12 protein-coding genes are annotated in these 14485 nt (G+C 67.3%); 3 read left to right on the plus strand and 9 right to left on the minus strand.

The window, feature by feature from the left end; all coding sequences use genetic code 11:
* Positions 1-79 precede the first annotated feature (79 nt).
* On the plus strand, positions 80-760 hold the full coding sequence (locus ACIP9X_RS10605; RefSeq protein WP_400479694.1) for a histidine phosphatase family protein: 681 nt from the start codon (positions 80-82) through the stop codon (positions 758-760).
* Between the two features lie 57 nt (positions 761-817).
* On the opposite strand, the gene ACIP9X_RS10610 is transcribed toward ACIP9X_RS10605, so the two are convergent.
* The 5 genes from ACIP9X_RS10610 to tdh all read right to left on the minus strand — a co-directional run bounded on the left by ACIP9X_RS10610 (position 818) and on the right by tdh (position 6416).
* Positions 818-1627, minus strand: a complete 810-nt coding sequence (locus ACIP9X_RS10610) for a DeoR/GlpR family DNA-binding transcription regulator (RefSeq protein ID WP_400479695.1) — start codon at positions 1625-1627, stop codon at positions 818-820.
* A gap of 126 nt (positions 1628-1753) precedes the next feature.
* Positions 1754-2965, minus strand: a complete 1212-nt coding sequence (gene hutI, locus ACIP9X_RS10615) for an imidazolonepropionase (protein WP_400479696.1) — start codon at positions 2963-2965, stop codon at positions 1754-1756.
* 11 nt (positions 2966-2976) lie between these two features.
* On the minus strand, positions 2977-4083 hold the full coding sequence (locus ACIP9X_RS10620) for an NAD(P)/FAD-dependent oxidoreductase (RefSeq protein WP_400479697.1): 1107 nt from the start codon (positions 4081-4083) through the stop codon (positions 2977-2979).
* 27 nt (positions 4084-4110) lie between these two features.
* The gene (locus ACIP9X_RS10625; protein WP_400479698.1) at positions 4111-5307 is read right to left on the minus strand and encodes a glycine C-acetyltransferase; all 1197 of its coding nucleotides are present in this window, start codon (positions 5305-5307) and stop codon (positions 4111-4113) included.
* Between the two features lie 62 nt (positions 5308-5369).
* Positions 5370-6416, minus strand: a complete 1047-nt coding sequence (gene tdh / locus ACIP9X_RS10630) for an L-threonine 3-dehydrogenase (RefSeq protein WP_400479699.1) — start codon at positions 6414-6416, stop codon at positions 5370-5372.
* A 138-nt stretch (positions 6417-6554) separates the two neighbouring features.
* On the opposite strand from tdh, the gene ACIP9X_RS10635 reads away from it, so the two are divergent.
* Positions 6555-7463: a LysR family transcriptional regulator gene (locus ACIP9X_RS10635; RefSeq protein ID WP_400479700.1), complete on the plus strand. Its 909-nt coding sequence runs from the start codon at positions 6555-6557 to the stop codon at positions 7461-7463.
* A gap of 94 nt (positions 7464-7557) precedes the next feature.
* Here the strand turns inward: ACIP9X_RS10635 and gatB are convergent, their stop codons facing one another.
* The 4 genes from gatB to ACIP9X_RS10655 form a co-directional block, all read right to left on the minus strand.
* Positions 7558-9066: an Asp-tRNA(Asn)/Glu-tRNA(Gln) amidotransferase subunit GatB gene (gene gatB / locus ACIP9X_RS10640; RefSeq protein ID WP_400479880.1), complete on the minus strand. Its 1509-nt coding sequence runs from the start codon at positions 9064-9066 to the stop codon at positions 7558-7560.
* Positions 9063-10640, minus strand: a complete 1578-nt coding sequence (gene gatA / locus ACIP9X_RS10645) for an Asp-tRNA(Asn)/Glu-tRNA(Gln) amidotransferase subunit GatA (RefSeq protein ID WP_400479701.1) — start codon at positions 10638-10640, stop codon at positions 9063-9065. The genes gatB and gatA overlap by 4 nt, the downstream gene beginning before the upstream one ends.
* Positions 10641-10645: 5 nt before the next feature.
* Positions 10646-10942: an Asp-tRNA(Asn)/Glu-tRNA(Gln) amidotransferase subunit GatC gene (gene gatC / locus ACIP9X_RS10650; protein ID WP_400479702.1), complete on the minus strand. Its 297-nt coding sequence runs from the start codon at positions 10940-10942 to the stop codon at positions 10646-10648.
* 132 nt (positions 10943-11074) lie between these two features.
* A complete protein-coding gene (locus tag ACIP9X_RS10655) occupies positions 11075-12562 on the minus strand; it encodes a CitMHS family transporter (protein WP_400479703.1) in 1488 nt (495 codons plus the stop codon).
* A gap of 204 nt (positions 12563-12766) precedes the next feature.
* On the opposite strand from ACIP9X_RS10655, the gene ACIP9X_RS10660 reads away from it, so the two are divergent.
* Complete coding sequence (locus tag ACIP9X_RS10660; protein ID WP_400479704.1) at positions 12767-14470, plus strand: ATP-binding protein; 1704 nt, start codon at positions 12767-12769, stop codon at positions 14468-14470.
* The last annotated feature ends 15 nt before the right edge of the window (positions 14471-14485 follow it).

The raw sequence follows: 14485 nt of genomic DNA on the forward strand, positions 1-14485 counted from the left end.
CAGTTGCTGGCACTTTCCTGTTGACGCACAGTCCCGCCTTGCCTGGCCGGAGTATGTGCTGGCCCTATGCTGGGGATTTATGAGTGCGCCCGGGAAAATCATCATGATCCGGCACGGCCAGTCCGCCGCCAATGCCGACACCACGATTTACAACAGGGTGCCCGACTACCGCATTCCGCTGACTCCTTTGGGCGTGGAACAGGCCAAGGCCGCCGGTGAAGAAGTCCGGCGCGCACTGGACGGCCAGGAGGTGTGTGTCTATGTGTCCCCGTACCTGCGCGCCTACCAGACGCTCGAAGCGCTCAACCTCGGCTCGCTGACTGAGCGGGTGATCGAGGAACCCCGCCTCCGGGAGCAGGACTGGGCAAACTTCCAGATTTCAGGGGACATCGAGGACCAGAAGGAGCTCCGCAACGCCTACGGCCATTTCTTCTACCGGTTCCGGGACGGGGAGTCCGGCTCGGACGTCTATGACCGCGTCTCGTCCTTCATGGAGACCCTCTACCGCCACTGGGCCAAGCCGGACTATTCCCCCAATGCGCTGCTGGTCACGCACGGCCTGACGATGCGCCTGTTCTGCATGCGCTGGTTCCACTGGTCCGTGGAGTACTTCGAGTCGCTGAATAACCCTGACAACGCCGAGACCCGCATGCTGGTGCGCACCGGGGACGGGAAGTACGAGCTCAACGAGCCCTTTACGCAGTGGGTGGACCGCCGCGTGGACGAGACCGTGCTCGACGCCCCGCCCGTGGTTTTCTAGCCCACGGCCCGCTGACGGTTCATCCCGCCGGGCTGGTCATCCTGCCGGCCTGGCGAATTATGCCTGCCGGGTACGGGGCGTTTCCGGCGCCACAATGACTTCCGTGCCGATTGCTTCGAATGCGGCCTTGTCCTCCGGGGAGATGCCGGAATCCGTGATCAGCCGGGTGAATTCATAGCCTTCCATGGTGGCGAAAGCACGGCGTCCCACCTTGGACGAGTCGGCGATGACATAGGAAACGCTGGCCCGGCTGGCCAGCAGCGCGTTGACCGAGGCCTCGCCCTCTCCGGTGTTGGTGGGTCCCACCACCGGATCGATGCCGTTCACCCCGATGAAGGCGATGTCCAGCACCACCCGCTGCATAATGATGTCGGTGTACGGCCCCACCAGTTCATAGGAGCGCGGGTTCAGCACTCCGCCGGTCACCATGACCTTGATGTTCGGCCGCACCGCCAGCTGGCCCGCAATGTTGATGGCGTTGGTGACGACGGTGAGCGTGGGCTGGTTGGAAGGCGCGTTGATGTCCTCTCGGGTAGCCAGGATCTGGGCGAGCGCCGTACTGGTGGTGCCGCCGCAGAGCCCGATCACCATACCCGGGGAGATCAGGGCGGAGGCAGCCAACGCGATCTGCTGCTTGGCTGCCGCGTGGTCGTCCCGGTTGTACCGCCCCGGGAGGTCGTAGGCCAGGGCTCCCGTGGTGGCCCCTCCCCTGGTGCGGGTCAGAAGCCGCCGCTTGGCCAGGCTGTCCAGGTCGCGCCGGGCAGTGGCGGGCGAAACGCCCAGCCGTGTCACGATCTCCTCAACCTCCACCTGCCCGGCTTCGGCAAGGAGGTCCAGTATCGCCGTCAGGCGGTCGGTGCGGGTCAATGCAAGGGCCTTCCAGGAATCAGAACGTCGGGAAAATGACGTTTTCTGATTCTAACAGACGTCAAACGATCACCTAGCGTCAGTGCGGACGCAGCTTCCGACACAAAATGACCCAATGCGCGGCGGCTACCGCGCCCGCACTCCCGCACGCCAGACGGCGTGCGTCAGCGGCATTCCCGGGCGGTACGCCAGATGCGTGGCCGACGGGGCGTTGAGGAGATGCAGGTCAGCCCGGTGCCCGACGGCGAGCGACCCCACCGCCCGCTCGCCGTCGACGTCGTTCCCGCACTCCCGCCCCAGGGCGAGGGCGCCGCCGAACGTCGCCGCGCGCACGGCTTCGTGGACGCTGAGTCCCATTTGCAGCACGGCGGTGGTCACACAGTATGCCATGGAACTCGTGTAGGACGTTCCCGGGTTGCAGTTGGAGGCGAGGGCAACCGGAACGCCGGCGTCCAACAGCCGCCGCGCCGGCGCGAGGGGCTGGCGGGTGGACAGGTCGCAGGCCGGCAGGCAGGTCGCCACGGTGCCGCGCGCACCGGACCGCGCCGCTGCGTCCCAGCCGGACCAGCTGGACGCCAGGGAATCAACGTCCTCATCGGACAGATAGTTCACATGGTCCACGCTGGCGGCGCCGAACTCGGCCGCGAGGCGGACACCTGGGCCGGGGCCCAGCTGGTTGCCGTGGACACGCAGCCCGAGTCCGGCGTCGCGGCATGCCTGCAGGACCCGCCGCGACTGCTCTTCCGTAAAGGCGCCCCGCTCGCAGAACACGTCAGCCCATGAGGCATAGGGACGCACGGCGTCCAGCATCGGGCCGCAGACTAGGTCCGTGTAATCGTCGGCGTCCATGCCTGCGGGCACCAGGTGCGCGCCGAGGTAGGTGACTTCGTCTGCCACCGTGGAAGCGATCCGCGCGCTCCGCGCTTCCTGCTCCACGTCCAGGCCGTACCCCGTCTTGGTTTCCAGGTAGGTGGTGCCCTCCGACACCGCCTCCGCCACCCTGCCCAGGGCGAGCCGGGTGAGGTCGTAATCCCCGGTGTTACGCGTCGCTTCGGTGGTGACGGCGATGCCGCCCGCGCTGTAGTCCTCCCCCGCCATCCGGGCCTCGAACTCCGCGGTGCGGTCGCCGGCGAAGATCAGGTGCGTATGGGAATCCACCCAGCCCGGCAGGAGTGCCCGGCCGCCGGCGTCGAAGGACTCGTCTGCCGCCGGGGCGCCGGCCGCGGCTCCAAGCCACGCGATCCGTTCCCCCTCGATCACGAGGGCGGCGTTCCGGAGGACACGCTGCTCCCTGTCCTGGGTCATCAGTTCGCCGACGTTGGTAAGGAGGATGCTCATGGCTCCATTCTTCAGCGCCGGATGGACCAGCGCGTCGCAGCCAGGGCATCTGCCGTCCGGGATTCCGGACTTCCACCTGGGTGGGATACCGAGCCCGCCAGGATCTGCTCCGCGGCGAGTTCGGCGATCGCAGCGGAGGTCTGAAACCCGTACCCGCCCTGGCCGGCGAGCCAGTAAAAACCGGGCGCCTCGGCGTCGAAACCTGCCACCGGTATGCCGTCCGCCGCCTCGGTGCGCAGCCCGGTCCAGGCTGTGCGGACGGCGCTGATCCCCAGCGTGGTCAGCGTGTTGAGGCGGGCAACGAGCCGCTCGACGTCGCCCGGGAAGGGCCGCGCGTCTTCCGCTGCGCTGGCGACGTGCTCGGACGGTGAGATCAGGACGTCCGCGCCCTCGCGGCGGAAGTAAAAGGAGTCGTCCGCTGCCGCCACCATGGGGGTTCCTTCAGGAAGGGAATGTTCGACGGCGACAATCGCGGCGGTGCGGCGGTAGGGCTGGAGCCCGAGCTTCTCCACGCCGCAGACAACGGCCACTTCGTCTGCCCAGGCCCCTGCTGCGTTGACGAGGACACCGGTCTGGAAGGCTTCCTGCCCGGCACCTATCTCCCAGCCGCTGCCGAGGCGCTGGGCCGAATGCAGCCCGGCCCCTGTGTAGATGTCCACCCCTCCTGCCTCGGCCCGCGCCCGGTGTTCCTCGAGCAGCAGCGGCGCGTTGCAGGCGAAGGAACCTGTATCCAGGCCGGCCGCGGAGAAAGCGTCCGGCGCCAGGACCGGGCACAGCTTGAGGGCTTCGGCATGGCTGATCATTCTCATCTGCCCGCTGGCCTCGGCCCGCACAGTTTCCTCGTCGCCGATGAGCATGAAACTCCGCGGCGCCAGGACCGGTTCGGGAAGCTGGGCGTCCCGCTCAGCGATGAGCTCCAGGGTGCGGATGGTGAGGTCCTGGACGATGGGCGGGCCGTAGCTGGGGATCAGCTGCCGCGCCGAGCGGGAGGACGTATGGTAGGCCAGCCGGTGCTCGGCTTCTACCAGCGCCACACTGCACCGTCCGGCGAGGGCCGACGCCAGGGACAGGCCGGCGATCCCGCCGCCAACAATTACCACGTCATAAGTTGCTGCCATGGCTCCATCCTTACAGATGAGCAGGAACTATCCGGAGACGGCGTTGCGGCTCTTCACGAATGCCTGCACGCACGTTTCCACGTCGTCGGAACTGTGCGCAGCCGACAGCTGCACGCGGATGCGGGCCGCTCCCCGTGGCACCACCGGGAAGCTGAAGGCAGTCACGAAGACGCCGTGCTGGAGCATCTGGTCCGCGATCTTCGCCGCCAGGACGGCGTCGCCGAACATCACCGGAACGATTGCGTGCTCGCCGTCGAGCAGTTCAAAGCCCTCCTCCGTCATCCGGCGGCGGAACAGCCCGGCGTTTTCGAAGAGGCGGGCGCGCAGCTCGGCGGAGGTCTCCACGAGGTCCAGCGCCTTGATGGTGGCGGCCACGATCGCGGGGGCCAGGGAGTTGGAGAACAGGTAGGGCCTGGCCTTTTGCCGCAGCATCGCCACGATCTCGCCGCGTCCGGAAACATAGCCCCCGGAGGCCCCGCCAAGAGCTTTGCCGAAGGTGCCGGTGAAGATGTCCACGCGGTGGGACACTCCGGCGTGTTCCGGGGTTCCGGCCCCGGTGGCGCCCATGAAGCCCACGGCGTGGGAGTCGTCCACCATGACCAGCGCATCGTACTTGTCGGCGAGGTCGCAGATGGCTTCCAGCGGCGCAAGGTAGCCGTCCATCGAGAACACGCCGTCCGTGACGATGATCTTGCGGCGGGCGTCCTTGGCCTCCAGGAGCCTGGCCTCCAGGTCGGCCATGTCCTGGTTGGCGTAGCGGAACCGCTGTGCCTTGCACAGGCGGATGCCGTCGATGATCGAGGCGTGGTTGAGCGCATCGGAGATGACGGCGTCCTCGGGCCCGAAGAGCGATTCGAAGACCCCGCCGTTCGCGTCGAAGCAGCTGGAGAACAGGATGGTGTCCTCGGTGCCGAGGAACTTCGAGACCCGGGCTTCCAGCTGCAGGTGAAGGTCCTGGGTGCCGCAGATGAACCGCACGCTGGCCATGCCGAAACCGCGGTCATCCATGGCGGACTTTGCTGCAGCGATGATGTCCGGGTGGTCCGCCAGGCCGAGGTAGTTGTTGGCGCAGAAGTTCAGCACAGGTGCGGCTTCCTGCCCGATCTGTCCCGCGGCGATGCGGTTGGCCTGGGGGGAATCGATGTGCCGCTCGGTCTTGTAGAGGCCTGCGGCCCGGATGTCATCCAGTTCGCTGCGCAGCTGGTCTTTGATGGCTGAGTACATGGGTGGTTCCTCGGGTCTCTGGAATTTTCGTCTTTGGGTTGTTGAGTTCTTGCTTGGGGTTCCTAGAATTCTGTCCAGTCGAGAACAACCTTGCCGCCGACGCCGGAGCGGGCGATGTCGAAGCCCTTCTCCCACTGCGCCGCCGGCAGCACGTCGGTGACGACGGCTGAGATGTTGGCGTGCAGCGCCGGGTTCGAGGACAGCATCGCACTCATGGCGTACCAGGTCTCGAACATCTCGCGGCCGTAAATGCCCTTCAGCGTCAGCATGTGGGTGACCACCTTGCCCCAGTCGATCTCGATCGGCTGGCTGGGCAGGCCCAGCATGGCGATGCGGCCGCCATGGTTCATGTTGTCGATCATTTCCGGCAGGGCTGACGGGTGGCCCGACATTTCCAGGCCGACGTCGAAGCCCTCACGCATGCCGAGCTCCCGCTGTGCCTCCCGGACCCGTGTCTGTGAAACGTCGATGGCCAGGTCTACTCCGAGCTGCCGGGCGAGTTCCAAGCGGGGGGCAGAGACGTCGGTGATGGCGATCTTGCGGGCTCCGGCATGGCGGACAACGGCGATGGCCATGAGCCCGATGGGTCCGGCTCCGGTAATGAGCACGTCCTCGCCGACGAGGGGGAAGCTCAGGGCTGTGTGCACTGCGTTGCCGAAGGGATCGAAGATCGCGCCGAGCTCCGGTGTCACGGAGGGATCCTGGTGCACCCAGACGTTAATCTCGGGGATGACAACGTATTCCGCGAAGGCGCCGTCCCGCTGCACGCCCACGCTCACGGTGTGGATGCACATCTGGCGGCGGCCGGCGCGGCAGTTCCTGCAAATGCCGCACACGATGTGGCCTTCACCGGACACCCGGTCACCCACCTTCACGTCCCGGACGTCGTCGCCGACCTCCACGACCTCGCCGTAGAACTCATGGCCGGCGATGAGGGGCGTCTGGATGATGCCCTGGGCCCAGGCGTCCCAGGACTGGATGTGCAAGTCCGTGCCGCAGATGCCCGTGGTCAGGACCCGGATCTTGACGTCGTGGCTGCCTGCCTCAGGCTCCGGGCGGTCGACGAGTTCGAACCCGGCGGCTGCGCGGGCTTTGTAGAGGGCCTTCATCGGCATCCTTACGTTTGGCATCCGCGGTGGCGGCATGCGGGGGAAATCTCCCTTCATTAGAGCCACCGAGGATGCATTAGCACAAGGGGATTTTTCTCAATCGACGATTTAGAAATTGCTAACGTTTAGGATGGAGGCATGGAGATCCACCAGTTGGAGATGCTGCGTGAGCTCGGGGCCCTGGGAAGCGTCAAGGCCGTGGCGGACACGCTGCTGGTCACGCCGTCGGCGGTTTCCCAGCAGCTGGCACAGCTGCAAAAGAGCGTCGATGTGCCGCTGACCCGCAAAGAAGGCCGGAACCTGGTCCTCACGGAGGCAGGGCAGGTGCTCGCCGACGCGGGGGCCGCCGTCGTCAGCGCCATGGCGGATGCCCGCATGGCGATCGGGGCCTATCACGGCTCCATGCTGGCGCCGGTGACCGTCAGCGGGTTCCACAGCGCCGGGCAGGCGCTGTTCGCGCCGCTCGCACGGCTCCTGGACGGGCCGGACAAACCCAGTGTCCGGCTGTTTGACGAGGACGTCGCGCAGCACGACTTTCCCGCCCTTACGGCGCGGTACGATCTGGTGCTGGCACACCGCATGGACCACAGCCCGCGCTGGCCCGAGGAGCGGGTGGCCGTGATACCCCTTGCGCACGAGCCGCTGGACGTGGCGCTTCCAGCCGGCCACCGCCTGGCGGGGCAGGCGTTCCTGGAGCCGGACGACGTCGTCGGCGAACCCTGGGTGACCAGCCGCACCGGGTACTCTCCCGCCGACGTGCTGTCCGCCGTCGCCGCCGTGTCCAGCCGGGAGCTGAACATCGTGCACCGCATCAACGACTACTCCACCGTAGCGGCGCTGGTGGCAGCCGGCGGCGTGATCGGGCTGCTGCCCCGGCATACGGCGAGACCGGTGCTGAACGAGAACATCGTGCTCCGTCCGCTGCGGGGCATCAGCACCCGTCGCAGGATCGACATCCTGGCCCGCCCCGAGAACCTCAAGCGCGCGTCCGTGACTGTGGTGTGCGAGGCGCTGCAGGACATCATGGCCGGCCTGGTGCACGCCTAGACACTGCCCGTTAACCCAAAACTGGGTCGCAGCTGTGGCCGTTCTGAGCGCTCAGAACGGCCACAACTGCGACCCAGTTGGGTGGAGAGAAGCGTCAGGCGTTGACGCCCAGCTTTTCCAGGATGAGTTCGCGGACGCGGCCTGCGTCGGCCTGGCCGCGGGTGGCCTTCATAACGCCGCCCACGATCGCGCCGATGGCCTGCACCTTGCCGCCCCGGATCTTGTCCGCGACGTCAGGCTGCGCCTCGAGGGCGGCATCGATGGCCTCCAGGAGCGGGCCGTCGTCGGACACCACGGCGAGGCCGCGCTTCTCGACGATCTCCGCCGGGGTGCCTTCGCCGGCAAGGACGCCGTCCAGCACCTCGGCGGCCATCTTGTTGTTGATCTTGCCCGCCTCCACCATCTTGCTCAGCTCCACGATGGTGGCTGGCTTGATGCCCAGCTGGCCGGGGTCGACGTCGGCGTTCTTGGCGCGGCCGACGATCTCGCCCATCCACCATTTGCGGGCCACGGAAGCCGAGGCGCCGGCGGCGATGGTTTCCTCGATTTCGTCCATCACGCCGGCGTTGACGACGTCGCGGAACTCCAGGTCGGAGTAACCCCAGTCGGCCTGGAGCCGCTTGCGGCGGGCCGCGGGCGGTTCGGGCAGCATGGCGCGCAGTTCTTCGACCCATTCACGCGAGGCCACCAGGGGCACCAGGTCCGGCTCGGGGAAGTAGCGGTAGTCGTCGGCGTCAGACTTGGCGCGGCCGGACGTGGTGGTGCGGGTGTCCTCGTGCCAGTGGCGGGTTTCCTGCACCACCGGCTCGCCGGACTCCAGAACGGCGGCGTGGCGCTGGATCTCGTAGCGGACGGCGTGTTCGACGGCGCGCAGAGAGTTCACGTTTTTCGTCTCGGAGCGGATGCCGAAGCGTTCGCGGCCATGCGGGCGCAACGAAACGTTGGCGTCGCAGCGGACGTTGCCGCGCTCCATCCGTGCATCGGAGACGCCCAGGTTCTTGACGATCTCGCGCACGGCGGCCACGTAGGCCTTGGCAAGCTCCGGAGCCCGGGATCCGGCGCCCTGGATCGGCTTGGTCACAATCTCCACCAGCGGGACGCCGGCGCGGTTGTAGTCCACAAGGGAGTAGTCGGCACCCTGGATGCGCCCGGCCGAGCCGCCGAGGTGGGTCAGCTTGCCGGCGTCCTCCTCCATGTGCGCGCGCTCGATTTCAACGCGGAACACGGTGCCGTCCGAGAGCTCGATGTCCAGGTAGCCGTCGTACGCGATGGGCTCGTCGTACTGGGACGTCTGGAAGTTCTTCGGGGTGTCCGGGTAGAAGTAGTTCTTCCGGGCGAAGCGGCAGGATTCGGCGATCTTGCAGTTCAGCGCCAGGCCGATCTTGATCGAGGACTCCACTGCGGTCTTGTTCACCACCGGGAGTACGCCGGGCATGCCCAGGTCCACCTCGTTGACGTTCGTGTTGGGCTCGTCGCCAAACACGTTCGGTGCCGAGGAGAACATCTTGGTCTTGGTGTTCAGCTCCACGTGGACCTCGAAACCCAGGACGGGATCGTACTTCTCCATGGCCTCTTCGAAGGTCAGGATTGCATCGGACATCAGTGTGAACCTCCGTGGCTCGAAGCGGAAACAGCCGTTGAATCAGCGAGCTCGGGAGCCTTGTCCAGGAGCGGACCGCCCCATTTCTCCTCGAGAAGTGATTCCAGCACGGCGCCCACGCGGTAAAGGCGGGCGTCCTCGCGGGCGGGAGCCAGCAGCTGGATGCCGACGGGCAGTCCGTCCTCGTCGGCCAGGCCGCCCGGCAGGGACAGGCCGGGGACGCCGGCCATGTTGGCGGGGATGGTGGCAACGTCGTTCAGGTACATGGCCAGCGGATCGTCCAGCTTCTCCCCCAGCTTGAAGGCCGTGGTGGGGGCCGTCGGGGAGATCAGGACATCCGCCTGGGCGAACGCGGCGTCGAAGTCGCGCTGGATGAGCGTGCGGACCTTCTGGGCCGAGCCGTAGTACGCGTCGTAGTAGCCGGCGGACAGCGCGTAGGTGCCCAGGATGATGCGGCGCTTGACTTCGTCGCCGAAGCCGGCGGCGCGGGTGGCCCCCATGACGCGTTCGATGGTCATGGGCGGGTCCTCGGGAAGCACGCGCAGGCCGTACCGGACGCCGTCGAACTTCGCCAGGTTGGAGGAGGCCTCGGACGGCATGATGAGGTAGTACGCGCCGAGGGCGTATTGGAAGTTGGGGCAGGAGACCTCAACGATTTCCGCGCCCGCCTCCTTGAGCAGCTCGAGGGACTCGTTGAACCGCTTCTCGACGCCTGCCTGGTAGCCCTCGCCGTGGAGTTCCTTGATGATGCCGATCTTCATGCCGTCAACGTTGCCGGTGCGGGCGGCGGCGACGAGGTCTTCGAGCGGGTCGGGCAGCGAAGTGGAATCGCGGGGATCGTGGCCCCCGATGACCTGGTGCAGCAGCGCGGAGTCCAGGACGGTCCGCGATACGGGGCCGATCTGATCCAGCGAGGAGGCCATCGCAATGGCGCCGTAGCGGGACACGCCACCGTACGTGGGCTTCACGCCGACGGTTCCGGTGACGGCACCCGGCTGACGGATGGACCCGCCGGTGTCCGTGCCCAGCGCGAGCGGCGCTTCGAAGGCGGCGACAGCGGCGGCCGAACCGCCGCCCGAGCCGCCGGGAATGCGGTCCAGGTCCCACGGGTTGCGGGTGGGGCCGTAGGCGGAGTGCTCCGTGGAGGAACCCATGGCGAATTCGTCCAGGTTGGTCTTCCCCAGGATGGGCATCTTGGCGGCGCGCAGCCTCTGCACGACGGTGGCGTCGTAGGGGCTGTGCCAGCCTTCGAGAATCTTGGAGCCAGCCGTGGTGGGCTGGCCGACGGTCACGATGAGGTCCTTGACGGCGATGGGCACGCCGGCGAGCTCGTGGAGTTCCTCGGCGGCCTGTCCGCCGGCGGCGCGGATGGCATCCACTTCGGCGGCGACGGCGAGCGCCTCTTCGACGTTGACGTGCAGGAAGGCGTTGACGCCACGTTCACCGCCGTCGACGGCCGCGATACGGTCCAGATGCGCCTGGACAACCTCTACGGCGGTCACCTCACGGGCGGCAAGCTTCTCGGCCAGCCGGGCGGCGGAAAGCCGGATCAGGTCGTTGCTGTTGTTTTCAGTCATCTGTCCTATGCCTCATCCAGGATTGCCGGGACCTTGAAACGGTTCTCGTCGGAATCCGGAGCTCCGGAGAGTGCCTGATCGGCGGTGAAGGTGTGGCCCACCACGTCTTCACGGAACACGTTGTTCAACGGGATCGGGTGCGAGGTCGCCGGCACGTCGTCCCCGGCGGCTTCGCTGACGGACTTCACCGCGTCTACGATGACGGCCAGCTCGCCGGCCATCCTGTCAAGCTCGTCAGCGCCCATCTCAATGTGTGCGAGCCGCGCGAGATGCGCGACGTCGTCACGGTTGATCGCAGCCATGGATCTCCCCTGCAAAGTTCGAATTGTTTTCCGAACCAGTCTAGTCGGGAAACGTCAGTGCCCGCCTGAAGACCCCCAGCGGGCCCCAGGCGGGCACATCAGGCCGCGCGGCGAGCCGCGGGCAGGAACAGGCTAACCGACTCCGATGGCACCCGTCAGCATGCCGACAGCCAGCATGACAAGGGAGACCACGGCGCTGCGCCACAGCACCTTCTTGTGGTGGTCGCCCAGGTCCACTTTGGCCAGGGAAACCAGCAGCAGGATGGCGGGAACCAGGGGGCTCTGCATGTGGAAGGGCTGTCCGGTGATGGAGGCACGGGCCATCTCGGCGGGGCTGATGCCGTAGTGGGCAGCAGTCTCGCTCAGCACGGGCAGCACTCCGAAGTAGAAGGCGTCATTGCTCATGAAGAACGTCATGGGGATGCTGAGGACGCCGGTGATGACTGCCATGAGCGGGCCCATGTCGGACGGAATGATCTGCACCAGCCAGGCGGACATGGCCTCGACCATGCCGGTGCCCGTCAGCACACCGGTCAGGACTGCTGCGGCCATGACCATGCTGACCACGGCGACGATCGACGGGGCGTGCGCCACGAGCTGCGCGCCCTGGTCCTTCACGTGCGGGAAGTTCACCAGCAGGGCGATGGCTGAGCCCACCATGAAGACGTACGGCAGGGGCACGAGGTCGGCGATGAGCATGCCCATGACGGCGACCGTGAGGCCCAGGTTGAACCACTGCAGCTTGGGGCGGAGGGTCTTGCGGTTGGGATCGAGTGCGGTGTCTGCCATGGCGGTGTCGCTGTCATCGACGAGCGTTTCGGTGCGTTCCAGCACGGCCACCGTCGAGTTCCCGACGGCGGGGCCTCCCGTTGCGGGGACAGGTGCCGGGCCGCGGACGGAACCGGGACGTCCACTGCCCGAAGAGCCAGTGCGGCTACCGCCGGCGGAGGTGCCGCCGTCGAACGCTTCAGCAGTGTCGGGGACTCCCCAGATTTGCGGCTGGGTGGCGCGGAGGCGGTTGCGTTCCTGGATGCCGAGCAGCCAGGCGAAGGCCAGGACGACGGCGATGCCGGCGAGCAGCGACGGGAGCATGGGGACGAAGACGTCGTTGACGTCGATTTTCAGGGCGGTGGCGGCGCGGGCGGTGGGGCCGCCCCACGGCACGATGTTCATGGTGCCGTTGGCCAGGCCGGCGACACAGGTGAGGACTACGGGGCTCATCTTCAGGCGGAGGTAGATCGGCAGCATGGCCGCGGTGGTGAGGATGAACGTGGTGGAGCCGTCGCCGTCGAGGGAGACTGCGGCAGCCAGCAGGGCGGTGCCCAGGACAACCTTGGCGGGGTCATTGCCGAGCTTGCGCAGGATGAACCGGACCAGCGGGTCGAACAGCCCGACGTCGATCATCAGGCCGAAGTAGATGATGGCGAACATCAGCAGGGCGGCGGTCGAGGTCATGGACTTCATCGAGTCCATCACCATGTCCCCGATGCCGAGGCCCGCGCCTGCAAAAAGCCCGAAAACGGTGGGGACGATGATCAGCGCCAGCACTGGCGTCAACTTCTTCGTCATGATCAGCACCATGAAAACCGCGATCATGGCGAATCCAAGTAATACCAGCACAGCCGGCTCCTTCTTAGTGAACGGCACCACCCCGGTGTGATGCGTACTACAGACGTTAGAGTGGCGCTGGTCACGGCAGTGCCTTTGGCTCAATTGATTGGCATACTGCTTATTGGGAGCATTTTGCGCATTCTGCTCACAGCCCGCCGGATCCCGCGCAGAACCCCGACCGCCCATCACCCCCGCCGTTGAAGGAGGAGCGCCATGACTGCAGCATCCCTGCGCCTGCCGCTTCGGTTCTCCACGCAGACCCTGCTGCTGCAGCTGGGCGTGGTGCTCCTGGTGGTGTTTCTCAGCGGCGCGGTGCATGCCTGGCTGACGTTCGAACGCCTGGGGCGCGAGGCGGAGAACCAGGCGCTGACGCTGGCCCGGACCGTTGCCTCGGATCCTTCCGTGCGCGCCGATGTCGCCGAGATCAGCCGGCAGCAGGGCACTCCCCCGCGCGCGGTGCTGCTCAACGGGCCGCTGATGGCGGCGGCGGAAGGCGCACGGACCCGCACCGGAGCCCTGTTTGTGGTGATCACGGATGAAACGGGACTTCGGCTGGCCCATCCCGAGGCCGAGCGGCTCGGCGAACGGGTGAGCACAGACCCATCCGAGGCGCTGGCAGGGCGGGAGGTGACGACGCGCAATACTGGGACGCTCGGACCGTCGGCCGGCGCCAAGGTTCCGGTCTTTGCACCGGATGCCGCGTCAGGCGCCGCCTCCGGTTCCCGCGCCGTGGTGGGCGAAGTCAGCGTGGGCTATTCCACCGAGACGATCGGGCAGAGCCTGGCCCGCGACATCGTGCCGATCGCCATGACCGCCGCCGGGTCCCTCGTTGCCGGCGTCATGGCGTCCTTCCTGCTCCGGCGCAGGCTGCAGCGCCTCACGCTCGGCCTCGAACCCGAGGAAATCAGCACTCTGGTGCATGACCAGGTGGCCGTGCTGGAGGGTGTGGACGAAGGCGTCATCGGGGTCTCGGCAGATGGCCGTGTCAGTGTGTTCAACGCGGCTGCCCAGCGGCTGCTCGGGCAGCCAGACCTGACCGGTTCGCTGTGGTCCGCTGCCCCAGTGCCGCCGCAGCTCAAAACCCTCACTGACGCCGGTGCCCGGGAGGGCGAAGCGGTGGAGCTGGTCGCCGGCAGCCGGGTCCTGGTGGCGAGCGCCCGCAAGGCCCTGCACCGCCAGGAGGACCTTGGCTGGGTGGTCATGCTGCGGGACCGCACCGAGCTGCAGCAGCTCACGCGCCAGCTCGATGCGGTGGGTACGATGTCCACGGCGCTCCGGGCGCAGCGGCACGAGTTTGCCAACCAGCTGCACACGATCGCAGGCTTCATGAGCATCGGCCAGCACCAGCAGGCCCGGGAATACCTCGAGCGGCTGGCGGCCACCGGTCCGCTGAAGTTCCCTGTGGACCAGGCCGAGCTCCTCCAGGACCCGTACCTGCAGGCGTTTGTGGGGGCGAAGGGCGTGGAAGCGGACGAACGCGGTGTGGCGCTCCGGATCGGGCCGGAAACGCTGGTCCGCGGCCAGGTGACGGAGCCGCAGGATGTCACCACCGTGCTGGGCAACCTGATCGACAACGCCGTCAACGCGGCGGTGTCCGGGTCCGCCGTCGAGCGGTGGGTGGAGCTTGAACTGCTGGACGAGCCAACCGACGGCGGGACGCTGCACATCGTGGTGGGAGACTCCGGCGACGGGCTGCCGGCGGGCACCGATCCGGAGGCGGTGTTCGCGGAAGGATTCACGACGGCGGCGGGGCCTGTGCGCGCCGGCGGCGGGCAGGGGCTCGGGCTGGCTCTGGCGCGGCAGCTGGCGCGCCGCCGCGGCGGGGACGTGAGGGTGCTGGACCCGGGAACCGCGGGCGGGCCGGGGGCTGTGTTCATGGCGACGCTGCCCGGCACCACGAACGCAGGCCGGGACTGAACGGCGGCAAGGCGG

The sequence above is a fragment of the Arthrobacter sp. NPDC093125 genome, assembly GCF_044754225.1.
Classification (GTDB): Bacteria; Actinomycetota; Actinomycetes; order Actinomycetales; family Micrococcaceae; genus Arthrobacter.